Raw genomic sequence first — 26,626 nt, 5'->3', positions numbered from 1 at the left:
CAGCAAGCAGGCGTCAGCCCTCGCGGCGCGGCGGCTTTCTTTGCCGTCAAGAGGTCTTCAAGGTGGCGCCGGGAGCGGCCCAGTCTTTGGGCCAGACGGTAAGCCACTGCCCGTTCTGCACCTGCTTGACCCGCCCCAGGTCATCGCCGAAGTTGCCCCGTTCGTTGAAACGCAGCTTGCCCTGGATGGTGTCGACGGTATTGTTCCGCAGCCAGGTCGCCAGCTTTTCGTCGTCCAGCGAGTTGTTGGCCACCACCGCCGTTTCGATGATCTGCCAGGCCGAGAACGACGCGGCGGCCTGCACTTCGACCGAAGTCTCGGGCATATTGGCCTTGGTGGCGCGCTCGCGGAACTGCTCGACGAACTGGGCGGCCACCGGGTTGTCGGTATAAGGCGGGTGAGCCTCGAAGATGGTGATGGACAGCGCCCCATCGGCCTCGGGCGCCTTCACCATCGGACCGGGCGCGGGATACAGGTGGAAGTGGTTGCGCGGCTTGTAGTCGATTTTCTTCAGGGCGTCGAGCAGCAGATTGCCCTCGAGGCCCAGGCCGCCCACCCACAGGAAGTCGGGATCGGCTTCTTTGATGCGGCCGGCGATGGGGGCGTAGTCGCGGTTGCCGAAGTCCCACTCCAGGAACAGGACTTCTTCCAGGCCTTTTTTCTTGGCGACTTCGCGCGCGCCCAGCGAGACAAAGTGCACCGAGGGGAACTTGCTGGTGACGACGGCGATGCGCTTGGGCGGATGCTGCGACTGCGCCATCATGTCCAGCACCATTTCAGGCGTGGTGGTTTCGGGGTCGGGGCCCAGCGACCAGGCCGGAAACTGGCGCTCGTACTTGGCCAGTTTGGGAATACCGAACGTATGGTGAACCAGCATCTTGCCGTAGCGCTGGGCCACGCCCATGGCCGAAAGGATGTTGCCGGTGGCGTAAGGCCCGATCAGCAGGTCGACCTTGTCGGACGTGATCAGCTGCTCGTACAGCGTGCGCGCCACATCGGGCTTGGACTGGTCGTCTTTAAGCACCCACTCTACCGGTCGGCCCAGCAGGCCGCCGCGCTTGTTGAGGTTTTCGACATAGATTTCGCCGGTAAGCTTGTGAACGAGCCCGGTGGCCGCCAGAGGACCGGTCAAGGCCAGGGTGCCGCCGATGCGAATCGGGTCGCCTGAAGGCGTGCCGCCGGTTTGCGCAAAAGCGGCAGGCGCAAGCGCCCCCGCGCCCATCGCACTGAGTGCGGCCAAGAAGGCACGTCGATCGATCGTCATGTTTTTGTCTCCTGTTGGAATGCCTGGCTGTCGATTAATTATTGTCAAAGCGGCGAAGCTCTGCGGCTTCGTTCGGTATGCGGTGCCGGGGCGCGCACGAGGCGCGTTTCATTCGTTTTTGTATTGACAGATTACGTCAAAATATACAATCCTGACAAAAGTATATATTGGCAAGACGAAAAGGAAATCAGGGTTTCCATGCATAAGGCCCGAGGCTGCAGGCGAAACCCGCATATGGACCGATGCGCATGACCGACATTACCGAACTCGACGCCCTGTCTCTTTCGCGCGCCATACGAGAGAGGCAGCTGAGCTGCAAAGACACCATGCAGGCTTATCTGCGCCATATCGAAAAGGCGAACCCCGCCGTCAACGCCATCGTTTCCCTGCGCCCGCAAGACGAACTGATGGACGAAGCCAAAGAATACGACGAGATGCTGGCGCGCGGCCAATATCTGGGCTGGATGCACGGCATGCCGCAGGCGCCCAAGGACGTCACCCCGGTGCGCGGTCTGCGCACCACCTTCGGTTCGCCCTTGCTCGCGCACTTCGTTCCGCAGGCCGACGCCCCCGTCATTGGCCGCATGCGCGCGGCGGGCGCCCTCTTCATCGGCAAGACCAATGTGCCCGAGTTCGCCCTGGGCTCGCAGACTTACAACAGCCTGTTCGGCCCCACCCGCAATGCCCTGGATCAGCGGCTTACGGCCGGCGGCTCCAGCGGCGGGGCGGCGGTGGCCCTGGCCTTGAACATGCTTCCGGTGGCGGACGGCAGCGACATGATGGGCTCGCTGCGCAATCCGGCGGCCTTCAACAACGTGTATGGAATGCGGCCCTCGCAAGGCCGGGTGCCGTCGGGCACGCCCGACCTCTTCTGCCAGCAGCTGGCCACAGACGGGCCCATGGCACGCAATATCGCCGACCTGGCCATGCTGCTGTGCACCCAGGCGGGCCGCCTTGAAAACGACCCCTTCTCTCTACGCGAAGCGCTTCCCGCCGAGGGCCTGGAACACAGCTTCAAGGGCTGCCGCATCGGCTGGCTGGGCGACCTGGGCGGCCACCTGGCCTTCGAGCCCGGGGTGCTCGAGCTATGCGAGAAGGCGCTGCGGAAATTCGAGACCATCGGTGCGCGAGTGGAAACGACTGCCCCGCCTTCTTCGCCCGAGCAGATGTGGGACACCTGGCTGACCTGGCGCCACTTCCTGTTGGCCGGCGCCCTGGGGGTGCATTATGCGGATCCCGAGCGGCGCGCGCAGCTCAAGCCCGAAGCCGTCTGGGAAATCGAACAAGGCCTGGACATGCCGGCGTCGCGCCTGTTCGGCGCATCCCTGGCCCGCTCCAACCTGTACCGCAGCGTCGTCCGGGCTTTTGAAGAGGTCGACTTCCTGGTGCTGCCCGCCGCGCAGGTCTTTCCCTTCGACGTGGACATCGCCTGGCCGAGCGACATCGGTGGCCGCGCCATGGACACCTATCATCGATGGATGGAAGTCACGATACTTCCCTCGCTCACCGGCTGCCCGGCGCTGAGCGTTCCCGCCGGATTCAACGCCGAAGGCCTGCCCGCCGGACTGCAAATCATCGGCCGGCCCGGCGCCGACTGGTCGGTACTGCAATTGGGCCGGGCGTGGGAGCAGGCGGAACTCTGAGCGGGCCGCCCAACGCCCAGCTCCCACGGATACAGTCGGCACGTGACTCGTTCAGCACCTCTTGGCGGATCGATCAGCGCAGCGCCTTGCCGGCCATGCGCATGATGTCATCCAAAGCGTTGCCGTCGCCGTTCGCATCGAGCATGGCGGCGATGCCCGAAAGCGGGCTTGCGCCCTGCTGCGGCGGCGTCGCCGCACCGCCACCCAGTAGACCGCCCAGCACGCCCGCCAGCCCGCCGGACGGCGCCTGTGCCTGGCCCAAATCGCCCTGGCGCGCCATGTAGGCCGTAACCAGCGATACCAGCACCGGCAGCATCTGCTTCAGCAGGGAAACGTCGAGGCCGGTTCGCACGGAGGCGTCCTGCGCCACCGCCCGGCTGACGTCCTTGGAGCCGAAGATCTGTCCCAATACCTCGTTGCCTTGGCCGGCATCCAGGGCCTGTTCCCCCTGCGTACCGCCGAATACGCCGCTGCCGCCCAGCATGCTCAGCATGGCGCCCAGGCCGCCGCCCGCCTGCACCTGTTTCTTGAAGCCTCCCATGATGGCGGGCAGCAACGCATCGGCTGCGCCCGCCGCCTGATCGTGGGTAAGGCCAAAGCGGCTGGCGAACGCCTGGAATTCCGGCGTTTGTGCAATGGGATCGGAAACGCCCATGTCGGCCTCCGGGCTCAAAGGAGATCGGGAGGAATGTTGCCGCCGTTTTCTGCGATACGGGCCAGGACGGTCTTGTGCAGCCACATGTTCATCTGCGCCGAGTCGGCCATGAGTTCGGGCGGGCAGCCCAGCTCGGTGGCCAGTTCTTTGCGGGCGGCCAGGCTGCTGTCCAGGTCGAGCAGCTTCAGCAGGTCGACGATGGAAGTGCGCCAATTGAGCTTCTGCGGATTGGCGGCAGCCTTCTGCTCGAGTTGAGCGACGACGTCGGTGACGGGAACCGCGGCCGAGGAGGACGATGCTGCCGCCGCTGCCGCGGGCGCCGCGGTCGTGCCGGCCTGAGTGGCCGCCGCGCCTTGTTCCACGCCTTGACCCGGGGCGGGAGCCGCCTTGGCGTCGCCAATACCCAGTTTTTCAAGAATCTTGCTGAAGAAACCCATGCCATTCTCCTCGAGGAAAGGTTGCCAATGACTTCCGAGTATACGGTTCAACTCCTGCGCGCAGAGCGGCAAACGGAATGGCTTTACCTTTCTTGACAACTGATTACACGGCCGGCGCCTGATGGCACGGCCATGTCGAGCACAATGGCGCCGGCGCCGCAAAAGGCACGCCCGGCATGCGCCGGGCGGTTTGGTTGCCACGGACCACTGCAGGCCCGCCGGCTTATTGCAAAGTATCGAGCAGGTCGGGGCCGAACACTTCGCGATGAATGCGCGCCGGCGGGACTCCATGCGCCACCAGGTCGCGCCATTGCGCCTGCATGAAGCCTACCGGCCCGCACATATACACCTTGACGTCGGCGCGGTTCCACTCGGGCAGCAGCGAAACCCGCATGCGGCCTTCGTACACCTGCGGATCTGCTTTGTCGTTTTCGGTCAGCGTCTCGTAGAAGGTCGCCACTTGAAGCTCGGGCATGGCCTCCTGCGCCCGGACAAGATCTTCGCGATGCGCATGGCAGGCCGGACTGCGCGCCGCATGAGCAAAGACCACCCGGCGACCGGGGTTCACCTGGGCGATGCGGTTCAGGGCCGAGATCATGGGCGTCACTCCCACCCCCGCCGACAGCAGCACAATCGGGTCCTCGCCTTCAGTGTCGGGATTGAAATCGCCGAACGGCGGGGTCACATGCAGCACATCGCCTTCCTTTACATTGTCGTGCAGCCAGTTGGACACCACACCCGCCGGCGTCTCGGCGCCCGGCGCTTCGCGCTTGACCGAAATGCGCACCTGGTTGTTGCCCGGCGCATCGGACAGGCTGTATTGCCGCAACTGGCGCTGGCCGCTGGGCAGCACCACCGCCACGCTGACGTACTGGCCGGGAACGAAGGAGCGCAGTTCGGAACCGTCCGCGCTCGTCAGCACGAACGAGCGCACCTCGCTGCTTTCGTCCTTGACCGACAGCACCCTCATCTCGCGCATGTAGCCGGGTTCCATCTTGGCCGCCTCGTACAGCCGCTTTTCTTCCGCGATGAAGGCATCGGCCAACATGCCGTAGGCCTCGCCCCAGGCGGACAACAGCTCCGGCGTGGCGGCCTCGCCCAGCGTCTCCTGGATGGCGCCCAGGAGATGCCGGCCCACGATCGGATAATGCCGGGCCGCGATGCCCACCGAAGCATGCTTGTGCACGATGCGGCTTACCACGGGCGCCAATGCGTCCGGATTGTCGATATTGGCCGCATAGGCAAACACGGCGGCCGCCAGCGACTGCTGCTGGGCGCCATTGGCCTGGTTGCCCATATTGAAGATGTTCGTCAACTCGGGATGCTCGGCGAACATGTTCTTGTAGAACTTGCGGGTGATGGTAACGCCATGCTCGCGCAGGACGGGAACGCTCGCTTCAATATACGGGCGCGCTTCGGCAGACAACATATTCGCTCCAATTGATGCATTTAAAATACATCTTTAAATTCAAAAAAAACGGATCAACCTGGATCCGGCGCCGGCCCCAATGGGGTTCCGCCTGAACCCGTCGTTCCGGACAGTTAAATGATACCAATAAAATATATCTTCAAAATGGAATTCTGGCCGGGCCTTGATTTAGATCAAACTTTGCAGTGCAGCCGGCCTGGGGCATACTGCGAAGGCCCGCCACCGTCACTTAACAAGAGGCCCAAATGCTCATCCGCTACTCGAAAATCCTGCTGGTCGCCGCTATCGCCCTGTTCGCATCGCTGGTCGCCTTTGGCAACATCACCGACTACGGCAGCAATTTCGCTTTCGTGCATCACGTGCTGCTGATGGACACGATCTTCCCCACCGCCACGATCAAGTACCGCGCCATCGACTCGGTATTCCTGCATCACGCGGCCTACATCTTCATCATCGCGCTGGAAACCCTGACGGCGGTACTGTGCTGGTGGGGCGCGGGGCGCTTGCTCGGGAACGTGCGCGCACCGGCCGCGGAATTCAACCGCACAAAGAACATTGCCATCGCCGGCCTGACATTGGGCTTTCTGGTGTGGCAGGTGGGCTTCATGTCGATAGGCGGCGAATGGTTCGGCATGTGGATGTCCGACCAATGGAATGGCGTTCCCGACGCATTCCGCTTTTTTATCACGATAGGCGTGGTGCTGATCTATTTGGTGCAGCGCGACGACGAGATCTGAAACCCGAGCACTCAAAAAAACATAAGGCCCTGTAAAAACAGGGCCTTATACATATGCCTACCCATTAAGCAATGGATTTTTCCTAGAACGGAATATCGTCGTCCATATCGGCCAGGTTGGCCGCCGGAGCCGCCTGCGGCGCGGCGGGACGCTGCTGCTGCGGCGGACGCTGGCTGCGCTGCGGGGCCGAACCGTAGTCGCCGCCGCCCATGGGGGCGTCGCCCGAGCTTTCGCGCCCCCCCAGCATCTGCATTTGGTCGGCAACGATCTCGGTGCTGTAGCGGTCGGCGCCGGTGTCCTTGTCTTGCCACTTGCGGGTCTTGAGGCGGCCTTCGACATAGACAGAGCGGCCCTTGCGCAGGTATTCACCCGCGATTTCGGCCAGGCGGTTATAGAAGACGACGCGATGCCATTCGGTTTCTTCGCGGCGCTCGCCGCTGCTCTTGTCCTTCCATTGCGAGGTGGTGGCAATGGAGACGTTGCAGATGGCGGCCCCATCGGGGCTGTAGCGCACCTCGGGATCGCGTCCCAGGTTGCCGACGAGTATGACTTTGTTGACTGAGGCCATGACAGTATCCCTAACTTGAATTCACATTGCCGCTATTATCGACGATTTGCTCGCCGTATCGATAATAAACCGCACAATTACGCGGGCCATAATTGCCCATCCTCGAGAATCGAGTGTCGTGCGGGCGGACTTACACATCCAAGTTAAATACTAACAAACTCAGGGCCGCCGAGCCCGCGGCCCGTCCGATCGACGATTACCGTTCTACCGGGGCGGAAGCCTCTTCGCTTGCGGATCGGGGGGAATCGAACCATGCGACGGGATCCTGGCGCCGCTCATTCACCGACAGCTGGAACACATCCGGCCTGGCATAGTGGCCCACGACGTCGAAATCGAATTTCCCACGCGCGACCTGGTCAAGCTCGATTTCTGCGATGAGAATCGTTTCACGCTCGAAATCCGGTCCCGCAATGATTTCGCCGAAGGGATTCACGATGCAGCTTCCGCCCCGCGAAATGACCGTCCCGGGGTCATTGCCCAGCTCGCAGGGAAAGTCATCGGGGAAATCGCTGCGCACGCTGTATTGGTTGCAGGAAAGCACATAGCAGCGGCCCTCTATCGCGACATGCTGCATGGAAGCCACCCAGCTATCTCGCGCATCGGCCGTGGGAGCGCACCAGATCTGGATGCCTTTGGCGTACATGGACGTACGCAGCAAAGGCATGTAGTTTTCCCAACATACCACCGCGCCCAGGCGCCCGTGCGGCGTATCGAAGACCGGCATGGTGGAACCGTCGCCGAACCCCCATATCAGACGTTCGCAGCCGGTGGGCATCAGCTTGCGGTGCTTGCCCATCAGCTCGCCCTCGGGCGAAAAAAACAAGACGCAGCAATATAGAGTTCCTCCGTCGCGCTCGATGACGCCCATGACGAGGTGAATGCGGTTTTTGCGGGCAATCTCGCCTAACGCCTGAGTGGCGGGTCCGGGAACATCCACCGCGCTTTCCCAGTAACGACGATATTCGTCGCGGCCCTCCATGCTGCGCGTGCCGACGACCGAGCCGAAAGTGGACCCCTTCGGATAGCCGGCGACAAAGGCTTCGGGAAACACAACCAGCTCGGCGCCCCCGCGAGCCGCGTCCGCCGCGAGATCGGCGGCTTTGGCGATACAGCCATCGCGATCGAACACTACCGAGGCAGCTTGCACAACAGCCGCGATAGAGGGCCGGGGAGTAGTGGCTTCATGCATGGCAAACTCCTATATTGTATCAATAATGGACATATAAAGAATCAATATCGGAATATTGCATGAGGCGCGGCGATTTGACAAGCATCTGTGCGAAACGCAAACTCCCGCCCATGTGCGAAGGCACGAGCATGTTCTGTCAAAGGAGAAGCGCCCCATGCCGGCGGACAAAGCGGGCAAGCAGGCCCAAGGTGTAAACAGCGTGGACCACGCATTGCGGCTCGTCACCCATCTCGCCGAGCGCGCATCGGTGCATGGAGCCACCATGGCCGAGCTGTCTGAAGGGCTAGGGTTGCCGCGGCCCACGCTATACCGTCTTTTATCGACCCTGCAAGCCCACGATCTCGTTGTACGCGTGAACAAGCGATACCGGCTTACCCTGCGTCTGGCCGCCCTGGCGCAGGCGGCGTTCTCGAGCAGCGGCATCCAGACCCTGTGCCAGCCGAATCTGATTGAACTGGCCCGCCAGACCGGCGAAACAACCCATTTCGCCATACTGGACGGCGACCGCGCCGGCTATATTGCAAAAGTGGACGGAGCCCACGCCATACGCATGATGAGCCATGTAGGCTGGCGGGGCCCCTTGCACGCTACGGCAGCGGGCAAGATACTTTTGGCCTGGTCGCCCGAAGAGCTTAGAAACGTCTTCCTCCAAGGGCCGTTGGAAGGCCTCACAACGCATACGCTGACCGACCCGGAAAAACTGCGCACACAGCTCGACCTGATCAGACGCCAGGGTTATGCATTGGATGACCAGGAGCTGCTGGAAGGACTGGTTTGCGTCGCCGCGCCGGTGGTGGCCGATGGTTGGCTGGTCGGCGCGGTTTCAATTTCGGGCCCGACCATACGCCGTCAGGCCCTGCTTGACGCCGTGCCCCTGGTGCAGGCGGCCGCCGACGCCATTGCCGCGCAACTCGAAGCGTAAGACCAAGGGGAGAACCTCAACGCGTCAATGTGCGCCGATGGGGTTGTGAACCAAAGTGTCCCAATGGGGCTGTGAGTCAAAGTGCTCTTTGAGGAAAGCCACAAATGCGCTGACCTTGGCCGGGATGTTGCGCCGGCTCGGATATACGGCCCAGATGGCCGTGCTGTTGGCGATGGGATAATCGTCGAGCACAGTGCAAAGGCGGCCCTGCTTGATGGCGCCCGCAACGTCCCACGTCGCCTTCAGCGCAATGCCCAGCCCCGCATAGGTGGCATCCCGGATGGCTTCGCCGTTGTTGCACACATAGTTGCCCTTGACCTTGATCCGCTCGAGCCCCTGGGGACCATTGAAAGTCCAGTACGGCTGCTGCGACAGCGCCAGGCAATTATGCTGGACGAGATCCGAAGGCCGCTTCGGCACGCCATAGCGCGAAAGGTAATCGGGTGAAGCGCACACCACGCGATGATCCGCGGCCAGGCGGCGCGCGATGAGGTCGGAGTCCTCGAGGGCGCAAATGCGTATGGCCACGTCGAATCCCTGCGAAACGATGTCCACGATCTCGTCGTTCAGCGCCAAACTCAATTGCACCTGAGGATAGCGCTTCAAAAACCGGGGCATGATGGGCGTGATGTGCTTCAGGGCGAACGAAGCCGGCATCGTCACCCTCAGCACGCCCTGCGGGAGCTCGTCGCGGCGCGAAGCCGCGGAAGACACCTCTTTGATCTCGTTCAAAAGCGGCTCGACCTGCGCCAAATACTCCATGCCGTCCTGAGTCAAGGTCAGGCGGCGGGTCGTGCGGTGGAAAAGCCGCGTCCCCAAATACTTTTCCAGCTTCACCAGCCGGTAGCTGACGGCGGCCGGGGTGACGTTCATTTGCCGCGCGGTAGCGGACAGACTGCCGTTCTGCGCAATAAGAATAAAGACTTCAATGTCGGCAACGTCCAACATACCGTCCTCACTTATTAAGCATTTTTAAAAGTGATAGAAATTCTATACCGATTATTTGCGTAATAGCCATTGATATCATGGCCTCACTATTAAACGTGAATGAAAACTCACGAAGGAGAGAGGCATGACCCCAAGCACAGGAGAGCTCCTGAAATCCTATTTCGTTCCGAATGGTTCGTATCTGATGGAGCTGGCGGAGGACGGCAGCGATGCGGAACAGGTCAAAGTACTGCAAGCCATCGGCAAAGCCATTGAACAAGATCTCAAGGCCGACGCAATCATCGTCGCATCGCCTCATTGGCTTCCCAAAAGCGCATTCTTCGTGGACTGCGGCAGCATTCATGAATCCTTTCACGACTATGTGCTGCGGCCGGCTCCGTTCGGCAGGCGCTTTTTTACGCACGTGATGCCGGGACACCCCGAGCTGGCGAAAGCATTGATTTCCGCCGGGCAGCAGGCCGGCCTTCCGGTCAAGGAAAAAACCTATGGCCTCGACCACGGCGCGTTCTGCCCGCTGAAGGTAATGGGCGTGCGCATCCCGGTCGTTCCCATCTCCATGTCGCAACGCTCTCACGAAGAATGTGTTCAGTGGGGCAAGGTCATCCGTAAAACGGTCGAGGAAAGCGGCTTGCGCGTGGTGCTTCTAGCGCCGGGCAACCTTACCCATCGCCTGGACCTGCGCATTGAGAAAGCAAAGAAAGACGAATACTTCGGTGACGGCAGACGATTCGACCGAGAAGTATGCGATCTGGTCGCTGCCGGCCGCAGCCGCGACGTCGACAAGATCGACCCGGCCCTCTGGGCGGCGGCGGCTCCCGAGGCGAATCTATGCAATCTATTCATGATCGCGGGGGCAAGCGGCGATGCGCCTGGAAGCATTCTTCAATACCACGGCGCCATCTACTCCGTAGGTGACGTGACCTTCGCTTTCGACACTGTCGCAGTTTGAGGAGACAAGACATGAACGTGACGGCATCCCTCGACACCATGAATCCTCAATTCATCTATGACGCCCTGCGAAAGGTCGGTACCGGACGCGCCACCGATCCGCTAGGCAGGCAGTGGCTCATCGAGTTCACCGGACGCAATGACGACGACAGCATGCAGGTGCGCATCATCAGCCCCGAAGACCGAACCCAGGAACTGCTGGTGACAGAAGAGGATTTCCACTTCAGCGACAACAAGGTGCGGATCAAGGGCGTGGACGATTTCATAGGCTTCATGCATCCCGTCTACCTGAAGAAGATGCGCGGCTTCACCCGCGGAAACATCCCCACCCCCGACATAGCCGGCCCCACGCTGCCCTGACATCCCGACCATCAGTTGCCAGGAGACGCCCATGAGCGCAGAACAAAGAATCGCCGAACTCGGCCTGACATTGCCCGAACCCGCCACGCCGGTAGGCAGCTATGTGCCGGGAGTGATGGTGGGTAACATCCTTTTCATGTCCGGCCACGGGCCCTTCGACAGCCAGGGACGAACCACCTCGCAAGGCAAGGTGGGCCGCAGCATGAGCACCGAAGAAGCGCAGCAGGTGGCGCGCCAGGTGGCGCTGAACATGCTGGGTTCGGTGCGCGGCCTGGTGGGCGATCTGGACCGCGTCAAGCGTGTGGTGAAGGTGCTTGGGCTGGTCAACTGCGTCGACGGCTACACCGACGCGCCCAAGGTCATCAACGGCTTCTCCGACTGCATGGTCGAAGTCTTCGGCCAGGCGGGCGGCCATGCGCGCTCTGCTTTCGGCGTCACCGAACTGCCGGCCGGCATACCGGTCGAGGTCGAAGCCGTCTTCGAACTCAGGTGACCCCGTCGCAGCGCAAGGCAAACAGCCCAACGAAGCACAGGAGGAAGCGAACCGACATAGCGGCACGAAGAAGGAGACAAGCGGTACGCAGTACATCAGTGCAAACCGCGGGGCGCCGCCCTTCAGGCGAGCCCTGAAAACATAAATCAGGAGACGAGTGATGAAAACGAAGCTAGGTGCTCTGGCACTGCTAGCCAGTGCCATGTTGTGCGCAAATTCCGCAGCAGCACAGTCCACGTTCAAGATAGGGCTCATACAACCCGCGACCGGCCCTGCGGCGTATGACGGCCAAAGCGTGATCAACGGCGCGCGTCTCGCCGAATCCGAAGTCAACGCCGCCGGCGGGGTACTGGGCCGCAAGCTGGAAATCCTCCTTCAGGACGGCAAGGCCGACCCGGCCGAATCGCTGAATGCAGCGGAACGCCTGATCGATCGCGACAAGGTGCGCGTGCTCATCGGCGCGTGGGCGAGTTCCGCCACATTGGCCGTCATGCCGCTGGTGCAGCGCTATGAGATTCCATTGATCGTCGAGACCTCCACCGCCGAGAAAATCACCGAAGCCGGCAATCCATGGGTATTTCGCACGTCCTCCAACAGCAAGATCGATGCGGACGTACTGGGCCCTCATCTGGTGAAGGACCTGGGCCTGAACAAAGTGGCGTTCATGGCGGCCAACAATGATTTCGGCAGGGCGGTGGTCTCGAACTGGACGCGTGTCCTGACACCCCAGAATGCACAGATCGTGGCGACCGAATATCACAAGCCCGGCGAGACCAATTTCTCTCCGACCCTGACCAAGATCAAGAACAGCGGTGCGGACACCATCGTCATCACCAGCGATGTGACGACGGTATCCAACATCATCAAGCAATCCTACGAACAGGGCCTGCAGAATCTCAAGCGCATCGTCACCAGCGGCAACCCGCCCGAGGCCATCATCCCTCTTGCGGGCAAGGACGCCGCAGAGGGCATGCTGGTGCAGAACTACTGGGTTCCCTATGCGCCGGCGCCCGGCCAGGAAGAAGCCTCCAAGAAATTCCAACAGACGTACGAAAGCACATACAAAGGGCGCCTGGCCGACAAGTACGCTGTCAGCGGCTACGACGCGGTGAAGCTGGTGGCCGCGGCTGTCAATGCGGCGCAATCCGACGAACCGGAGAAGATCCGCGATGCGCTCAAGGGCATCCGCCTGGAGGCCTTGCAAGGCGTCATAGAGTTCGACGCGCAGCAACAGGCGCGGCCCTTCCAATCGATGTCCCGCATCGAGGACGGCAAGCCGGCAATCATCCTGAAGGCCGGCCAGTAATGCAGACAGGCTCCCCGGCGCCCTAGGGCCGGCGAGCCTGATTCCAGAACGTCCAGCATCAAGCTCCCCCGTGCCGGCGCATCGGGGGGCGGGGATGGTTGCGTACAGACACCGGGGAACAGATAGGGAGAAGACTGTGCATTGCTCAACGACATATACGGGACGGGCGAAACTGCTCATCGGCGCAGGCGTGGCGCTGGCCGCACTGGCAGCCGGCGCACACGCCGAATCGATCAAGATCGGCCTGATACAACCCGTCAGCGGGCCGGCCGCCTACAACGGCCAGAATACGGTCGACGGCGCGCGGCTGGCCGAAGCGCAGATCAATGCCTCCGGCGGGGTGCTGGACCGCAAGCTCGAGATCCTGCTTCAAGACGGCAAAGCTGATCCGGCGGAATCCCTGAGCGCCGCGGAGCGCCTGCTGGACCGCGATCAGGTCAAGGCGGTGATCGGCGCCTGGGCCAGTTCGGCCACCCTGGCGGTAATGCCTTTGATGCAGCGCTACGAAGTGCCCTTGATCGTCGAGACTTCCACGGCGGAAAAAATCACCGAGGCGGGCAACCCCTGGGTATTCCGCATTTCATCCAACAGCCAGATCGACGCCGACGCGCTGCGTCCATACGTGGTCAAGAAGCTGGGCTTGAAGAAGCTGGCATTCATGGCGGCCAACAACGATTTCGGCCGAGCCGTCGTGTCGAACTGGACGCGTGTGGTGGAAGCCGAGGGCGCCACGGTGGTGGCGGTCGAATATCACAAGCCAGGGGAAACGAACTTTTCGCCCACGCTGACCAAGATCAAAGGCAGCGGCGCGGATTCATTGGTCATCACCAGCGACTCGAGCACTTTGTCCAATATCGTGAAGCAGTCCTATCAGCAGGGCATGGCCGGCATGAAGCGCATCGTCACCAGCGGATTCCCCGCTGAAACCATCGTCACACTGGCCGGCAAAGAGGCGGCCGAAGGCGTGATGGTGCAGAACTACTTTGCGCCGCACGCGCCGCCGCAAGGCAAGGAGGAAGCCTACGCGAAGTTCGCCCAGGCCTATCGCGATGCCTATGGCAAGCAGGATCAGGGCGTCGACGCCAATGTGGCGGCGGGCTATGACGCCGTGCGTCTCTTGGCGAAGGCCATTGGCCAGGCGGGCAGCGCCGAGCCCGGACGCATACGCGATGCCCTGAAGCAGATCCGCTTCGACGGCCTGACCGGCGTCCTGCAGTTCGATGAGAAAGGGCAGGCCCGGCCGATGCAATCCATCTCGAAGATCGTCGACGGCAAGCCGCAGCTGGTTCTGCAGATCCAGTAAGCATTTTGTATCACTACCTTCATCACTAGGCACCTTATGAACTACGACATCACAGGCAAGAAGGCAATCGTTTGCGCGGCGAGCCGCGGTTTGGGCAAGGGCTGCGCCATGGCCCTGGCGCACGCAGGCGTCGATCTGGTCATCAATGGACGCGATCCGGATGTCCTGGCGGCAACCGCGGAAGAAATCCGCAGCGCATGCGGCGTCAAAGTCCAGGCAGTGGCGGGCGACATCACCACGGAGGCCGGCCGGGCGCGAGTGCTGGCGGCGTGCCCCAGCCCCGACATCCTGGTAACCAACGCCGGCGGCCCGCCGCCGGGCGATTTCCGCAGCTGGGAGCGCCAGCAATGGATGGATGCGCTGGATGCCAATATGCTGACGCCGATCGAATTGATCAAGGCAACGCTGGACGGCATGATCCAGCGCCGATTCGGCCGCATCGTCAACATCACGTCCAGCGGCGTCAAAGAGCCCATTGCCGTGCTGGGCCTCTCCAATGGCGCACGCACCGGCCTGACCGGCTTCGTGGCGGGGCTGTCGAGGGACACCATCCGCCACAACGTCACCATCAACAACCTGCTGCCGGGCGCATTCGATACCGATCGGCGCGCCGCGATCGTCGCCGCCGGCGCCAAGGCCAGCGGCAGGTCCGAACAGGAAGTACGCCGGGAACAGATCAGCCAGACTCCCGCCGGCCGGTTCGGCACCATAGAAGAATTCGGCGCCGCCTGCGCCTTTTTATGCAGCGCCCAAGCCGGCTTCATCACCGGCCAGAATCTGCTCCTCGACGGGGGCGCCTATCAGGGAACCATGGGATAAGCCCATTTCGAAGATGCGCACGAAGGACGGCCCGGCGGCCGTCCCATTAGGAGCACGACAATGAACGAGATTCTGCAGCAACTGCTCAACGGAATCATCATAGGCAGTTCCTATGCGCTGCTGGCAGTAGGCCTGACACTGATCTTCGGCATCATGCGCATCGTGAACTTCGCGCATGGCGAGTTCTACATGCTGGGCGGCGTATTCTGCTTCTATCTGGCCAGCCGGCTGGGAATCAACTACTTCGCAGCCTTGGGGCTGGCCCTGGTGCTGGCGATGGCCTTGGGCGCCTTGCTTGAACGCTCCATACTGCGCTGGCTGAAAGACGCCTCGATCGATTCCACCATCATCGTCACCATAGGCCTGTCCGTTTTCATGCAGAACATCACGCTGCTGTGGATGGGGCCGGTGCCGAGAAACATCCCCACCCCCTTCAGCAACGCGCCCCTGTCGGCGTTCGGCCTGACTTTCACCGCCATACAGATTTTTGTGTTGCTGGTCACGGCGCTGGTCATCGTGGGCTTTCATGTGCTGCTCAAGCATACCTTCCTGGGCAAAGCCATGCGCGCCACCTTCACGCAGAGGGATGCGGCGCGGCTGGTCGGCATCGACACCGACCGTATCGGCGGAGTGACCTTCATTCTCGGCTCGGGCATGGCGGCCCTGGCCGGGGCCATGCTCGGCTCTATCTATCTGGTGTATCCGTCCATGGGAGCCATTGCCGTCCTCAAGGCCTTCATCATCGTCATTGTCGGCGGCCTGGGGAACATCATGGGCGCCATAGCCGGGGGACTCATACTCGGAGTGGCCGAAAGCTTCGTCTCCGGGTTCATCTCGTCGGACTACAGCGAGGCCATCGGCTTCTTCATCGTGATCGCCGTGTTGCTCTTCAAACCGCAAGGCCTGTTTGGACGAAAGGGGCAAGTCTGACATGCGAACTTCCAAATTCATGCTGACGGCGATCGTCGCCATTGCAGCCATTGCAGCCGCCGCACCGTTTGTGCTTCCAAACTACCATCTGCATGTACTGACCACGGCGGGACTGTTCATACTGCTTACGTCCGGCCTCAACCTGATCCACGGATACATAGGGCGCTTGTCGCTCGGCCACACGGCATTCTATGGGCTGGGCGGCTATACCGCGGGCATGCTGTCGGCCAAACTGGGGCTGGGACTGCTCATCACGCTGCCCATGGCGGCGCTGGTCACGGTCGTGGCGGGACTGGCCCTGGGCCACATCACCCTGAGGTTCAGAGGAGCCCAGTTCGTGCTGGTCACTTTGGCATTCGGTGCAATTCTGCATCTCTTTGCAAACAACCTGGTCGAGGTTACCGGCGGTCCCATGGGCCTGCCCGGGGTGGCGTCCCCGCTGATACATCAGAACCTGCCCGGCGCGCACCTGTTCGGCAGTCGAGCCAGTTTCTACTGGCTCGTGCTTGGGCTCGATCTGCTGGCGCTGTACTTCATATGGCGCATCGTAGGGTCGCCTCTGGGCGATGCCATGATCGCTGTGCGCGAGGACGAGAACCTGGCCCAGGCCGTAGGCATCAATGAATACCGCTACGCCATGCTTGCCTTCGTTTTCGGGGCCGCATTGGCGGGCCTGGCGGGCGCCATCTACGCCCACTATGTCAGCTTCGTCAGCCCCGAGATCTTTCACTTCAACATCATGATCATGATTCTGGTCATGGTGATCCTGGGAAGCGTCGGAACCATGATCGGCCCCGTGATCGGCAGCGTGCTGGTCGTGCTGCTGCTCGAAGTCCTGCGGCTGCAGGACGCATGGCGAGAACCGCTGTTCGGCCTCATATTGGTGTTCGCGACACTGTTGTTTCCCCAAGGCCTGGCCCTGTTGGTCCGCAACGGCTTTCAAAGACTGTTCCATCGCCAAACGGGCAGGCAGGCGGATGGGGCCGACGCGCCCGACGATTCCGGCCCGACGGCGCCCCGCCCGTCCCCTGTGCCGGCCGAGGCCCGGGCGGCATCCGGACGTGCGGACACCGGCGACACAGGCGATCTGTTGCTGAGCGTCCAAGACCTGACCGTGCGATTCGGCGGGCTGGTGGCGGTCGACCACGTCAGCTTCGAAGTCCGGCGCGGACAAATCGTCAGCCTCATAGGCCCGAACGGAGCGGGCAAGACGACAACGCTCAATCTCGTCACGGGCTTCATTCCCAGGCATGCGGGAACGATTCGCTTCAACGGGGCGGACCTGCCCCGGCGCCTGATGCCGCATGAAGTCGCCGAGCAAGGCATGATACGCACCTTCCAGACGACCCGAGGGCTGCAATCCATCGCCGTGGGCAAGGCTGTCGAAACGGGCCTGCATCGAACCCTGGGACTCAATTGGCCGAACATCTTCAAGGCCATCACTGTCGGCATGCCGGAAGGCGGTCGTACGGCCAGGGCGGAAGCCTTGCTGAAGCGCGTGGGCCTGGAACGCGATCCGCAGGAGTTGACGTCCAATCTTTCTTATGGAGAACAACGCCTGCTGGAAGTGGCGGTGGCCCTGGCCGCCAATCCCACCCTTCTCGTGCTCGACGAGCCCGTCGCCGGCATGAACCCTGAAGAAACAGCAAGAATGATGAAGCTCATCCGCAACCTGCGGGACACAGGCGTCACGGTGCTGCTTGTGGAACACGACATGAAGCTGGTCATGGGGCTTTCCGATCACATCGTCGTGCTCGATCACGGCAAGAGAATCGCCCGGGGATGCCCCGCCGAAATCCAAACACATTCCGCGGTGATTGAAGCCTACCTGGGTCGAGGAGCGGCACATGCTACAGCTTGAAGACATAGACGTGAAGTACGGCCAGCGGCAGGCGCTGTTCGGACTCAACTTGCACGTCGGCGAAGGCGAGTTCGTCACGTTGCTGGGCGCAAACGGCGCCGGCAAGACCACCACGTTGCGGACCATCTCGGGCCTGATCAAGCCCGTGCGGGGCCGGATACGCTTCTATGAAGAGGACATACACGGCCGGCCCCCTTCCGCCATCGTCAGCCGAGGCATCTCGCATAGCCCCGAAGGGCGCAAAGTGTGGCCCTTCATGAGCGTGGAAGACAATCTGCTGCTCGGCGGCTACGTCCATCGCCACAAGCGGAAGCTGAAGGACGAACTACAGCGCATTTACGATCTGTATCCGCGGCTGCACGAGCGTCGCCAGCAACATGCCGGCACATTGAGCGGAGGAGAACAGCAGATGGTCGCCATCGGACGCGCCCTGATGTCGAATCCCCGCATGCTGATCCTGGACGAGCCATCGCTCGGCTTGGCGCCCATCATGATAGACCGCACCATGGACCTCATCCGGGACATCCACCGATCGGGCATCACCGTGCTGCTGGTCGAGCAGAACGCCGCGCTCGCCCTCGAGATATCGGATCGCGCCTATGTGATCGAAACCGGCAAACTGGTGCTGGAGGGCGCCAGCGCCGCGCTGCTCAAAAGCGACTACGTGCAGCAGGCCTATCTGGGCATGGGCGTCGCGGTCCAGCAGGATTGACGGTCAGCTCTGTTGCCCGGTGGGCCCCGACCGGAATCCCCGCGCGGTCAAAAACCACACGAAGGCCAGGGCGGCGGCCAGCAGGAAGACCTTGCTGGCGTCGCCGCGGGCGCTGATCACGCCTCCCAATGCCGCGCCGGCAAAGACGCCGAGGGACTGCGCCGTATTGTAGAAACCCAGGGCAAGCCCCTTGTATTCCACCGGCGCCACGCGCGACACCAGCGAGGGCTGCAGGGCCTCCAGAATGTTGAAGGCGATGAAAAAACCCACGAACAGCACGACCAGCGTGTAGAAATTGTGGCTGGCCAGCGGCATCAGGGCCAGCACCACGGCCAGGCCGGCCACGGCGACCTCCAGGGCCACTTTGTGGACGCGCCGGGTCTCGGTGTAGAACACGGCCGGCACCATCAATATGAAGGACAGCAGGATCACCGGCAGGTAGACCTCCCACAGGTGGGCCGAATCGTAGCCGCCCAGGCTGGAAAGCAGGCCCGGCGCCACCATGAAGAGGGCCATCAGGATGAAGTGCAGGCAGAATACGCCGAAATTCAGGCGCAGAAGGCCCGGATGCCGCAGCACGTCGCGCGGCCTGGCCTGGACGATGGGCTTTTCGATGCGGGGCGCCGAAGGCACCAGGGCCGCGGCGATGAACAGACAGACAAAGCCCAGCAGGCTGATGGCCCAGAACAGGCCCGACAGCCCGAACTCGCCCACCAGCAAGGGGGAAAGCACCAGCGAGGCCGCAAAGGAAATACCTATCGAGCCGCCCACCATCGCCATGGCCCGCGTGCGCACTTCGGGTCGGGTGGCATCGGCGATCCAGGCGGTGATGGCCGCCGACACGGCGCCCAGGCCCTGGACCACGCGGCCGGCGATGATCCAGTCGATGTCGCTGGCCAGGGCGCATATGACGCCCCCCGCCGTGAACAGGAGCATGCCGAAGACGATGACGGCGCGGCGGCCGTAGCGATCGGACGCCATGCCCAGCGGAATCTGCAAAAAAGCCTGGGTCAGGCCATAGGCGCCCAGCGCGATGCCGACCTTGGCCGCATTGTCGCCCCCGGGCACGGACAGCGCCGCCACGGCAAAGATGGGGGTCAGCAGGAACAGCCCCAGCATGCGCGAGGCGAACAGCAGCGAAAGCATGATGCTGGCGCGCCGCTCGGTGGGAGTAAGTTTCAGTTTGGCGGGTTGCATCGATCCCGACGGAAGGGGGTGGCTGGACATAACCATCAAGTATAAACAAGCCTGCGCATCGGGAGCCGCCCGGCTCCCCGCCGGGCGGGCGCGGTCCAGGCACACCACGCGAATCGCCTCGGCGCGCTATAGTAACAAGTTGGCCTTTCAAAGACTTGAACCTGATGGACGCGATTCGCATCCGGGGCGCCCGTACGCATAACCTGAAGAACATTTCCGTCGACCTGCCACGTCACAAGCTCGTCGTGGTCACGGGACTGTCGGGCTCGGGAAAGTCGTCGCTGGCCTTCGACACGCTGTACGCCGAAGGGCAAAGGCGCTATGTGGAAAGCCTTTCCGCCTACGCCCGGCAGTTCCTGCAACTGATGGACAAGCCCGACGTGGACCTGATCGAGGGGCTTTCCCCGGCGATCTCCATCGAGCAGAAATCCGCCGGCCACAATCCGCGCTCGACGGTGGGCACCATCACCGAGATCCACGACTATCTGCGCCTGCTGTACGCACGGGTCGGCACGCCCTACTGCCCCGACCACGGCCTGCCGCTGCAGGCGCAAAGCGTCAGCCAGATGGTGGACCAGGCCATGAACTGGGCGGCCAATACGCGCCTGGCGATTCTTGCGCCGCTGGCCCGGGCGCGCAAAGGCAGTTTCGAGGACGAGTGCGCGAGCCTGCAGGCGCAAGGCTTCGTGCGGCTGCGCGTCGATGGCGAAATGCTGGAAATCGACCGTATCCCCCCGCTCAAGAAAACCGAAAAGCACGATCTGGACGTCGTCGTGGACCGCCTGCGCATCAAGCCGGAAAGCCGGCAGCGCCTGGCTGAAAGCTTTGAAACCGCTCTGGGGCTTTCGGACGGCAGGGCGATCGCGCTCAATATGGATTCCGGCGAGGAATTGGCTTTTTCCAGCCGCTACGCCTGTCCGGTCTGTCACCACAGCCTGCCCGAACTCGAGCCGCGCCTGTTCAGCTTCAACAATCCGGTCGGCGCCTGCCCCACCTGCGATGGCCTGGGCCATGTGGACTTCTTCGACCCCAAGCGCGTGGTCGCCTTTCCCGAACTGAGCCTGGCCAGCGGCGCGATCAGCGGCTGGGACCGGCGCAACGCCTTCACCCATTCCCTGCTGAGCAGCCTGGCGGCCCACTACGACTTCGACCTGGAGACGCCTTTCAGCGAGCTGGACGAGACAGTGCAGCAATGCGTGCTGTACGGCTCGGGCGAAGAGGACATCGCCTTTCTCTACCTGAACGAGAAAGGACGCAGCACGGTCAAGAAACACCCCTTCGAGGGTGTGATCCCCAATCTGGAACGGCGCTGGCGGGAGACCGATTCCAGCGCGGTGCGCGAAGAACTGGGCAAGTTCCGCCATACCAAGACCTGCCCGGCCTGCGAGGGTTCGCGCCTGCGCGTCGAAGCCCGCAACGTGCTGATCGGCGACGAACCCGGTGTGCAGCAGCGCCGCGGCCGCGCTATCTATGAGGTCGAGGCCCTGTCGCTGGCCGCCTGCCTCAAGTGGTTCCAGGAGCTTGAACTGAGCGGCGCCAAGAAGGAAGTCGCCAACCGCATCACGCGCGAGATCGAGGCCCGCCTGCAGTTTCTGAACAACGTCGGGCTCAACTACCTTTCGCTGGACCGCAGCGCGGATACGATTTCGGGCGGCGAAGCCCAGCGCATACGGCTGGCCAGCCAGATCGGCTCGGGGTTGACCGGGGTCATGTACGTGCTGGACGAGCCCTCCATCGGCCTGCATCAGCGCGACAACGACCGGCTCATCGAAACCCTGCATCACTTGCGCGACCTGGGCAACAGCGTCATCGTGGTCGAGCACGACGAGGACATGATCCGTTCGGCCGATTTCGTCATCGACATGGGGCCGGGCGCCGGCGAGCACGGCGGCCAGGTGGTCGCCCAGGGCGCGCCCGAGACCCTGGAAGACAACCCCGCCTCGCTCACCGGACAGTATCTCAGCGGCAAACAGCGCATCGAGATCCCCGAGCGCCGGCCCGTCACGCCGGACACGCACTGGCTGCGCATCAAGGGATGCACCGGCAACAACCTGAAATCCGTCGACCTGGGCATTCCGGCCGGACGCCTGGTCTGCGTCACCGGCGTATCGGGCTCGGGCAAGTCCACCCTGATCAACGACACGCTGGCCACGGCGGTATCGCGCGAACTGCATCGCAGCCAGGCCGAGCCCGCCCCTTACGAAAGCATGGAAGGCCTCTCGGCCTTCGACAAGATCATCAGCGTGGACCAGAGCCCCATCGGCCGCACGCCGCGCAGCAACCCCGCCACCTATACGGGCATGTTCACGCCGATACGCGAGCTGTTCGCCGGCGTGCCCGAGGCCCGCACGCGCGGCTACGACCCGGGCCGCTTCTCGTTCAACGTCAAGGGCGGCCGCTGCGAGGCCTGCCAGGGAGACGGCGTCGTCAAGGTGGAAATGCATTTTCTGCCCGACATGTACGTGCCCTGCGATGTGTGCGGAGGCAAACGCTACAACCGCGAGACCCTCGACATACGCTATCGCGGCCGCAACATCAGCGAAGTGCTGGACCTGACCGTGGAGCAGGCGCTGGACTATTTCGAGGCCGTGCCCGCCATCGCGCGCAAGCTCAAGACCTTGATGGACGTGGGCCTGTCGTATGTGCGCCTGGGCCAAAGCGCCACGACGCTGTCGGGCGGCGAGGCGCAAAGGGTGAAGCTCTCGCTGGAGCTTTCCAAGCGCAGCACGGGCAAGACGCTGTACATCCTGGACGAGCCCACCACCGGCCTGCATTTCCAGGACATCTCGCTGCTGCTCGACGTATTGCGGCAATTGGTGGACAGCGGCAACACCGTGGTCATCATCGAACACAACCTGGACGTCATCAAGACCGCCGACTGGGTGATCGACATGGGCCCGGAAGGCGGCGCCGGCGGCGGACGCGTCATCGTCGAGGGAACGCCGGAAGCCATCGCCGCCCACTCGGAAAGCCATACGGGACGGTATCTGCGGGCACTGCTGGGAAAGTAGAGGCACGGCCCGCTGCCCCGCCTCCAGAAGAGAAGAACGGCACGCCTGCATTCGTATAAAAAAATTGGCGACCGTTAGAAGCATTATAGGTGCCTTGCAAGGAACCTTTCATGCGAGACTGGTGGCAACTTCACTGTGTGGGGCCATCCGCGCTCGCGATCCGCGGCCCCTTGAGCACCGAATAGGAGGAGCCCATGTTTCCGAAGAACACCTGGTATGTCGCAGCAAGATCCGAAGAGGTCGAAGCCAAGCCTCTGGGCCGTCAAATATGCGGAGAGAAAATAGCCTTCTACCGCGGGTTGGACAACAAAGTCTGTGCCGTTGAAGATTTTTGTCCCCACCGCGGAGCCGCCCTCTCCCTGGGCTACGTCGAAGCCGGCAACCTCGTCTGCGGTTACCATGGCCTCGTGATGGGCTGCGACGGCAAGCCCGTGTCCATGCCCATGCAGCGCATCCAGGGGTTTCCGTGTATCAAAAGCTACCCGGTCGTGGAGCGATACGGCTTTTTATGGGTATGGCCCGGCGAAGCCGAAAAAGCCCAGGAGTCGCTGGTGCCCACATTCGAGTGGTGCGACAACCGCAAGTGGGTATACGACGGCGGCCTGTACCACATCGGCTGCGATTACCGCCTCATGATCGACAATCTTATGGACCTCACCCACGAGGCCTATGTACATGCCGGAAGCATCGGCCAGCCCGAGATCGACCTTGCCCCCGTCAACACCACCACGGACGGAGACATGGTGATCACCAGCCGCTACATGAACAATATCATTGCTCCGCCTCATTGGCAGGCCGCCCTGCGAGCAAACGGCCTGCCGGACCAGCAGCCGGTCGACCGCTGGCAGGTCTCGCGGTTCACGCCCCCCAGCCACATCATGATCGATGTGGGAGTGGCGCTTGCGGGCAAGGGGGGCTACGAAGCCGACCCCCAGTACAAAGCATCGTCCACGGTGGTCGATTTCATTACCCCCGAAACCGAAACATCACACTGGTATTTCTGGGGAATGGCCCGCAACTACAAGATCGACGATGCAGCGCTGACGGAGGCCATTCGTGAAGACCAGGGAAGAATCTTCCACCAGGACCTCGACGTTCTCGAGGCGCAGCAACGCAATATACAAAGCCACCCCGACCGCAAGCTTCTCATGCTGAATATCGACACCGGCGGCGTGCAGGCCCGGAGGATCATCGACAAGATGATCCGATCGGAACGTGAAGAGGCCATGGAGGAAGCTTGATTCCGTTCGAAGGATGTAAAAAAGCCGCAGACACCCGCGGCAATAGAAAACATGCGCCCGCCCCTTGCCGGCCGGTGCCCAGAAGGGACAAAAATGAAAATAATTCATCAGTTGGTGCTGGCAGTTTCATGCATGGCTTTCGCCGGGCTCGCGCAGGCAGCGGAATCCTTCAAGGTCGGCTTCATCATTCCTATGACGGGGCCCTTCGCCATGGTCGGCCATCAATCGCAGATCGCGATTGATTTGTACATGAGGCAACATGGAAACGAAGCTGCGGGCCGGAAGATCGAAGTCATCATCAAGGATGACGGCGGCGTTCAGCCCGAGGTGGCGAAGCGGCTCGCGCAGGAGTTGCTCGTAAAAGAAAAAGTAGATGTGCTGGCGGGATTTGGACTGACTCCAGCCGCCTTTGCCGTCGCTCCCCTGGCGACCCAGTCGGCGACACCCATGATTGTTACCGCTGCCGGCACGTCCGCAATTGTCAAGAAATCCGACTATATCGTCAGGACCTCGCAAGCCCTGCCCCAAACCACGGCTCCCTTGGCCGACTGGGCGGCGAAGAACGACATCAAGAAAGTAACCACGCTGGTTTCCGACTATGGACCGGGACACGATGCCGAGAAGACATTCGTCAAGCGCTTTGCCGAGGCGGGTGGAGAGGTCATCGATTCTGTTCGCATACCGCTGCAAAACCCGGACTTCGCGCCATTCCTCCAGCGCGTCAAAGACAGCCGGCCCGACGCCGTGTTCATCTTCGTACCGTCCGGGCCGGGCGCCGCGCTCATGAAACAGTTCGCGGACAAGGGCCTGTCGGCCTCGGGCATCAGGCTGATCGCCCAGGGCGGCCTGCTCGAAGACGACTTGCTGCAATCCATGGGGCCCGAGGCACAGGGCGTCGTGTCATCGATGCATTACTCCGCCGCCCATGACTCGGCGACCAACAAGGCATACGTCGCCGAATTTCTGAAACTCTCGAACGGCGAGCTGCCTAATTCCATGTCGGTGGGGGCATATGACGCCATGCACCTGATTTACGAGTCGCTGAAAAAAACGGGGGGCGAAGCCACGGGAAAACGCCTGCTCGACGCCATGAAGGGCATGAGCTGGGAAAGCCCCCGGGGACCCATCAGCATAGACCCTGATACACGGGACATCATCCAGAATGTCTACATACGGCGCGTCGAGAACGTCGATGGCCAAATGTACAACGTGGAATTCGACAAGGTGGCGAATTTCAAGAACCCGGAAGGTTAAAGCGGCTTCCGCCGCTGTCTCTGCGAACGCGGCCGCCTGCAGCGGCTGCGTTCGGCTCGTTCAGCTCGTCGTATGTATCGAGCGGATTTCCTCGATCAGCAATTGAGCCCCGGGAGATGAGTGATCTTGTTTTCGGCGAAGGATGCCGATGGGTCGCCGTATCTGTGGCAGTTCGACAGGCAGCGCCGCCAGTAAACCCGATCTGATCTCGGGCTCGAACAGATGTTGCGAAGCCACGGTGATCATGTCGCTATTGAACAGCAGGCCGCGAATCACGGAAAGGTCCGACGATTCTACCGCCACGCGAGGTTCGGATATGCCGAGTGTTTCGAATATGGTGTTCAGCACCTCTCGTGTAGGAGTACCCTGGATGGGCAATACCCAATAGCTTGCGAGCAGCTGGGACATTGACGGCACACCACTGTTCACCAACGGATGATCCGCCCTGACGATTACGGCCATACGGTCGCCGAAGATTTCTTCGCGCACCAGGTCTGAATAGTGCTCCACCGGCGGCATCGAGCCCAGGATCAGGTCCAGGTCGCCGCACCATAAGGCGTTTGCCAGCGTTTCGAATGGCCCTTCTATAGTGGTGAAATGCAGCAACGGGTACTTTTTGTGTATGCGGGCGATGGCGGTGGGCAGAATATGCGCCCGGCCGAAAGGCAGGGCCCCCACGAGCACGTGGCCTTCCATGACGCCGTTCAGCGCCGCGATCTCGGCGAAGGCCAGGCGCAACTGCACCAGGGCGCGTTTCAGGTGCATCAGCAGCAACTCGCCCGCCGACGTCAAGCGCACCACCGGCGTAGAACGATCAAACAGCATCAGTCCCGTACTGCCTTCCAGGTCACGCAGAGCCATGCTGACGGCAGGCTGCGATATCTGCATCTGCTTGGCCACCTCGCCCATGTGCTTGCGCTTTGAAAAAGCGATCAGAACGGCAAGGCGGCGTTCGTTGACCGCCAGCGAGAAAATGGGCGGGTCATGCAGCCTGGCTCCGTCCGTATCGCGATGCATTTCGTCGAGCTTGGCGCGCACCGTCTGCATTTCCTCGAAGGCGCACTCAACGCGCTTGACAAGAATCTTGCCGGCCTCTGTCAGCATCATTCCCCTCGCGGTACGCTCGAAGAGCGTAGCGCCAAGGGACAGCTCAAGCTGCCGGATGGAGTGAGCCACGGCCGAGGGCGCGCGGCGCAGTTCCTCAGCCGCCTTGGACATGCTGGCCAGCCGCGCCACTTTATGGAACACGCGCAAATGCTTCGTAGGGAGCAATACGTTTTCGGGATACAAGGTCATGACGAAAATACACCCGCTGCGCTGGATAGGCTTCTTTCACCCTCTTATAAATTCTTTAGTCGATGATAGAACCTTTTTAGATAGCGCCTTGATGAGCAACATG

24 protein-coding genes are annotated in these 26,626 nt (G+C 62.0%); 15 read left to right on the top strand and 9 right to left on the bottom strand.

The window, feature by feature from the left end; translation table 11 throughout:
- Positions 1 to 46 precede the first annotated feature (46 nt).
- Complete coding sequence (locus tag CSC67_RS04965) at positions 47 to 1,264, bottom strand: amino acid ABC transporter substrate-binding protein (RefSeq protein WP_118993418.1); 1,218 nt, start codon at positions 1,262 to 1,264, stop codon at positions 47 to 49.
- 248 nt (positions 1,265 to 1,512) lie between these two features.
- Between CSC67_RS04965 and CSC67_RS04960 the strand changes: the two genes are divergently transcribed.
- The gene (locus tag CSC67_RS04960; RefSeq protein ID WP_118993818.1) at positions 1,513 to 2,907 is read left to right on the top strand and encodes an amidase; all 1,395 of its coding nucleotides are present in this window, start codon (positions 1,513 to 1,515) and stop codon (positions 2,905 to 2,907) included.
- A gap of 73 nt (positions 2,908 to 2,980) precedes the next feature.
- Here CSC67_RS04960 and CSC67_RS04955 read toward each other — a convergent pair whose 3' ends face one another.
- The 3 genes from CSC67_RS04955 to hmpA all read right to left on the bottom strand — a co-directional run bounded on the left by CSC67_RS04955 (position 2,981) and on the right by hmpA (position 5,428).
- Positions 2,981 to 3,562 carry a DUF937 domain-containing protein gene (locus CSC67_RS04955; protein ID WP_118993417.1) on the bottom strand — a complete coding sequence of 194 codons (582 nt, stop codon included), beginning with the start codon at positions 3,560 to 3,562 and terminating at the stop codon, positions 2,981 to 2,983.
- A gap of 14 nt (positions 3,563 to 3,576) precedes the next feature.
- On the bottom strand, positions 3,577 to 3,999 hold the full coding sequence (locus CSC67_RS04950; protein WP_118993416.1) for a DUF3597 domain-containing protein: 423 nt from the start codon (positions 3,997 to 3,999) through the stop codon (positions 3,577 to 3,579).
- 223 nt (positions 4,000 to 4,222) lie between these two features.
- Positions 4,223 to 5,428, bottom strand: coding sequence for an NO-inducible flavohemoprotein (gene hmpA, locus CSC67_RS04945; RefSeq protein WP_118993415.1), 1,206 nt, complete (start codon positions 5,426 to 5,428; stop codon positions 4,223 to 4,225).
- Positions 5,429 to 5,673: 245 nt separating this feature from the next.
- On the opposite strand from hmpA, the gene CSC67_RS04940 reads away from it, so the two are divergent.
- On the top strand, positions 5,674 to 6,165 hold the full coding sequence (locus tag CSC67_RS04940) for a DUF2165 family protein (protein ID WP_118993414.1): 492 nt from the start codon (positions 5,674 to 5,676) through the stop codon (positions 6,163 to 6,165).
- Positions 6,166 to 6,247: 82 nt separating this feature from the next.
- On the opposite strand, the gene ssb is transcribed toward CSC67_RS04940, so the two are convergent.
- Both ssb and CSC67_RS04930 read right to left on the bottom strand, forming a co-directional pair.
- On the bottom strand, positions 6,248 to 6,733 hold the full coding sequence (gene ssb / locus CSC67_RS04935) for a single-stranded DNA-binding protein (RefSeq protein WP_118993413.1): 486 nt from the start codon (positions 6,731 to 6,733) through the stop codon (positions 6,248 to 6,250).
- Positions 6,734 to 6,929: 196 nt separating this feature from the next.
- Positions 6,930 to 7,922, bottom strand: a complete 993-nt coding sequence (locus CSC67_RS04930) for a nitrilase-related carbon-nitrogen hydrolase (RefSeq protein ID WP_118993412.1) — start codon at positions 7,920 to 7,922, stop codon at positions 6,930 to 6,932.
- A 154-nt stretch (positions 7,923 to 8,076) separates the two neighbouring features.
- On the opposite strand from CSC67_RS04930, the gene CSC67_RS04925 reads away from it, so the two are divergent.
- On the top strand, positions 8,077 to 8,844 hold the full coding sequence (locus CSC67_RS04925; RefSeq protein WP_118993411.1) for an IclR family transcriptional regulator: 768 nt from the start codon (positions 8,077 to 8,079) through the stop codon (positions 8,842 to 8,844).
- A gap of 24 nt (positions 8,845 to 8,868) precedes the next feature.
- Here CSC67_RS04925 and CSC67_RS04920 read toward each other — a convergent pair whose 3' ends face one another.
- The gene (locus CSC67_RS04920) at positions 8,869 to 9,792 is read right to left on the bottom strand and encodes a LysR family transcriptional regulator (protein WP_118993410.1); all 924 of its coding nucleotides are present in this window, start codon (positions 9,790 to 9,792) and stop codon (positions 8,869 to 8,871) included.
- A 124-nt stretch (positions 9,793 to 9,916) separates the two neighbouring features.
- Here CSC67_RS04920 and CSC67_RS04915 point away from each other — a divergent pair, with 124 nt between their 5' ends.
- From CSC67_RS04915 to CSC67_RS04875, 9 genes are all read left to right on the top strand, one after another.
- Positions 9,917 to 10,741, top strand: a complete 825-nt coding sequence (locus tag CSC67_RS04915; RefSeq protein ID WP_118993409.1) for a dioxygenase family protein — start codon at positions 9,917 to 9,919, stop codon at positions 10,739 to 10,741.
- 11 nt (positions 10,742 to 10,752) lie between these two features.
- Positions 10,753 to 11,100, top strand: a complete 348-nt coding sequence (locus tag CSC67_RS04910) for a hypothetical protein (protein WP_118993408.1) — start codon at positions 10,753 to 10,755, stop codon at positions 11,098 to 11,100.
- Positions 11,101 to 11,131: 31 nt separating this feature from the next.
- A complete protein-coding gene (locus CSC67_RS04905) occupies positions 11,132 to 11,593 on the top strand; it encodes a RidA family protein (RefSeq protein WP_118993407.1) in 462 nt (153 codons plus the stop codon).
- A gap of 160 nt (positions 11,594 to 11,753) precedes the next feature.
- On the top strand, positions 11,754 to 12,899 hold the full coding sequence (locus tag CSC67_RS04900) for an ABC transporter substrate-binding protein (protein WP_118993406.1): 1,146 nt from the start codon (positions 11,754 to 11,756) through the stop codon (positions 12,897 to 12,899).
- Between the two features lie 136 nt (positions 12,900 to 13,035).
- Positions 13,036 to 14,202 carry an ABC transporter substrate-binding protein gene (locus CSC67_RS04895; RefSeq protein WP_167752757.1) on the top strand — a complete coding sequence of 389 codons (1,167 nt, stop codon included), beginning with the start codon at positions 13,036 to 13,038 and terminating at the stop codon, positions 14,200 to 14,202.
- Positions 14,203 to 14,238: 36 nt separating this feature from the next.
- A complete protein-coding gene (locus tag CSC67_RS04890; protein WP_118993404.1) occupies positions 14,239 to 15,021 on the top strand; it encodes an SDR family oxidoreductase in 783 nt (260 codons plus the stop codon).
- 60 nt (positions 15,022 to 15,081) lie between these two features.
- Complete coding sequence (locus tag CSC67_RS04885) at positions 15,082 to 15,951, top strand: branched-chain amino acid ABC transporter permease (RefSeq protein WP_118993403.1); 870 nt, start codon at positions 15,082 to 15,084, stop codon at positions 15,949 to 15,951.
- Between the two features lies 1 nt (position 15,952).
- Positions 15,953 to 17,812 carry a branched-chain amino acid ABC transporter ATP-binding protein/permease gene (locus CSC67_RS04880; protein ID WP_118993402.1) on the top strand — a complete coding sequence of 620 codons (1,860 nt, stop codon included), beginning with the start codon at positions 15,953 to 15,955 and terminating at the stop codon, positions 17,810 to 17,812.
- Positions 17,799 to 18,524 carry an ABC transporter ATP-binding protein gene (locus CSC67_RS04875; protein WP_118993401.1) on the top strand — a complete coding sequence of 242 codons (726 nt, stop codon included), beginning with the start codon at positions 17,799 to 17,801 and terminating at the stop codon, positions 18,522 to 18,524. Before CSC67_RS04880 ends, CSC67_RS04875 begins: the two co-directional genes overlap by 14 nt.
- Positions 18,525 to 18,527: 3 nt before the next feature.
- Here the strand turns inward: CSC67_RS04875 and CSC67_RS04870 are convergent, their stop codons facing one another.
- On the bottom strand, positions 18,528 to 19,721 hold the full coding sequence (locus tag CSC67_RS04870; RefSeq protein ID WP_245220126.1) for an MFS transporter: 1,194 nt from the start codon (positions 19,719 to 19,721) through the stop codon (positions 18,528 to 18,530).
- Between the two features lie 164 nt (positions 19,722 to 19,885).
- Here CSC67_RS04870 and uvrA point away from each other — a divergent pair, with 164 nt between their 5' ends.
- The 3 genes from uvrA (at position 19,886) to CSC67_RS04855 (ending at position 25,227) form a co-directional block, all read left to right on the top strand.
- Positions 19,886 to 22,732 carry an excinuclease ABC subunit UvrA gene (uvrA, locus tag CSC67_RS04865; protein ID WP_118993399.1) on the top strand — a complete coding sequence of 949 codons (2,847 nt, stop codon included), beginning with the start codon at positions 19,886 to 19,888 and terminating at the stop codon, positions 22,730 to 22,732.
- 194 nt (positions 22,733 to 22,926) lie between these two features.
- Positions 22,927 to 23,973 carry an aromatic ring-hydroxylating dioxygenase subunit alpha gene (locus CSC67_RS04860; RefSeq protein WP_118993398.1) on the top strand — a complete coding sequence of 349 codons (1,047 nt, stop codon included), beginning with the start codon at positions 22,927 to 22,929 and terminating at the stop codon, positions 23,971 to 23,973.
- 93 nt (positions 23,974 to 24,066) lie between these two features.
- On the top strand, positions 24,067 to 25,227 hold the full coding sequence (locus tag CSC67_RS04855) for an ABC transporter substrate-binding protein (RefSeq protein ID WP_245220125.1): 1,161 nt from the start codon (positions 24,067 to 24,069) through the stop codon (positions 25,225 to 25,227).
- Between the two features lie 60 nt (positions 25,228 to 25,287).
- Here the strand turns inward: CSC67_RS04855 and CSC67_RS04850 are convergent, their stop codons facing one another.
- Positions 25,288 to 26,523 carry a LysR family transcriptional regulator gene (locus CSC67_RS04850; RefSeq protein WP_118993396.1) on the bottom strand — a complete coding sequence of 412 codons (1,236 nt, stop codon included), beginning with the start codon at positions 26,521 to 26,523 and terminating at the stop codon, positions 25,288 to 25,290.
- Positions 26,524 to 26,626: the final 103 nt, after the last annotated feature.

This window comes from Pusillimonas caeni (genome assembly GCF_003545815.1).
Taxonomy (GTDB): Bacteria; Pseudomonadota; Gammaproteobacteria; order Burkholderiales; family Burkholderiaceae_B; genus Pusillimonas; species Pusillimonas caeni.
Note: the sequence above shows the minus strand (reverse complement) of the source record. Positions and strands in the feature narration are given on the sequence as shown.

Bases quoted from the DNA above. Each gene is read 5' to 3' on its own strand.
- CSC67_RS04890 (WP_118993404.1), top strand. From the start codon at position 14,239: ATGAACTACGACATCACAGGCAAGAAGGCAATCGTTTGCGCGGCGAGC.
- CSC67_RS04955 (WP_118993417.1), bottom strand. From the start codon at position 3,562: ATGGGCGTTTCCGATCCCATTGCACAAACGCCGGAATTCCAGGCGTTC.
- CSC67_RS04850 (WP_118993396.1), bottom strand. From the start codon at position 26,523: ATGACCTTGTATCCCGAAAACGTATTGCTCCCTACGAAGCATTTGCGC.
- CSC67_RS04915 (WP_118993409.1), top strand. From the start codon at position 9,917: ATGACCCCAAGCACAGGAGAGCTCCTGAAATCCTATTTCGTTCCGAAT.
- CSC67_RS04870 (WP_245220126.1), bottom strand. From the start codon at position 19,721: ATGCAACCCGCCAAACTGAAACTTACTCCCACCGAGCGGCGCGCCAGC.
- CSC67_RS04965 (WP_118993418.1), bottom strand. From the start codon at position 1,264: ATGACGATCGATCGACGTGCCTTCTTGGCCGCACTCAGTGCGATGGGC.
- CSC67_RS04950 (WP_118993416.1), bottom strand. From the start codon at position 3,999: ATGGGTTTCTTCAGCAAGATTCTTGAAAAACTGGGTATTGGCGACGCC.
- ssb (WP_118993413.1), bottom strand. From the start codon at position 6,733: ATGGCCTCAGTCAACAAAGTCATACTCGTCGGCAACCTGGGACGCGAT.
- CSC67_RS04880 (WP_118993402.1), top strand. From the start codon at position 15,953: ATGCGAACTTCCAAATTCATGCTGACGGCGATCGTCGCCATTGCAGCC.
- CSC67_RS04925 (WP_118993411.1), top strand. From the start codon at position 8,077: ATGCCGGCGGACAAAGCGGGCAAGCAGGCCCAAGGTGTAAACAGCGTG.
- CSC67_RS04855 (WP_245220125.1), top strand. From the start codon at position 24,067: ATGAAAATAATTCATCAGTTGGTGCTGGCAGTTTCATGCATGGCTTTC.
- CSC67_RS04910 (WP_118993408.1), top strand. From the start codon at position 10,753: ATGAACGTGACGGCATCCCTCGACACCATGAATCCTCAATTCATCTAT.
- CSC67_RS04920 (WP_118993410.1), bottom strand. From the start codon at position 9,792: ATGTTGGACGTTGCCGACATTGAAGTCTTTATTCTTATTGCGCAGAAC.
- CSC67_RS04860 (WP_118993398.1), top strand. From the start codon at position 22,927: ATGTTTCCGAAGAACACCTGGTATGTCGCAGCAAGATCCGAAGAGGTC.
- CSC67_RS04885 (WP_118993403.1), top strand. From the start codon at position 15,082: ATGAACGAGATTCTGCAGCAACTGCTCAACGGAATCATCATAGGCAGT.
- CSC67_RS04960 (WP_118993818.1), top strand. From the start codon at position 1,513: ATGACCGACATTACCGAACTCGACGCCCTGTCTCTTTCGCGCGCCATA.
- CSC67_RS04900 (WP_118993406.1), top strand. From the start codon at position 11,754: ATGAAAACGAAGCTAGGTGCTCTGGCACTGCTAGCCAGTGCCATGTTG.
- CSC67_RS04930 (WP_118993412.1), bottom strand. From the start codon at position 7,922: ATGCATGAAGCCACTACTCCCCGGCCCTCTATCGCGGCTGTTGTGCAA.
- CSC67_RS04940 (WP_118993414.1), top strand. From the start codon at position 5,674: ATGCTCATCCGCTACTCGAAAATCCTGCTGGTCGCCGCTATCGCCCTG.
- CSC67_RS04905 (WP_118993407.1), top strand. From the start codon at position 11,132: ATGAGCGCAGAACAAAGAATCGCCGAACTCGGCCTGACATTGCCCGAA.
- uvrA (WP_118993399.1), top strand. From the start codon at position 19,886: ATGGACGCGATTCGCATCCGGGGCGCCCGTACGCATAACCTGAAGAAC.
- CSC67_RS04875 (WP_118993401.1), top strand. From the start codon at position 17,799: ATGCTACAGCTTGAAGACATAGACGTGAAGTACGGCCAGCGGCAGGCG.
- hmpA (WP_118993415.1), bottom strand. From the start codon at position 5,428: ATGTTGTCTGCCGAAGCGCGCCCGTATATTGAAGCGAGCGTTCCCGTC.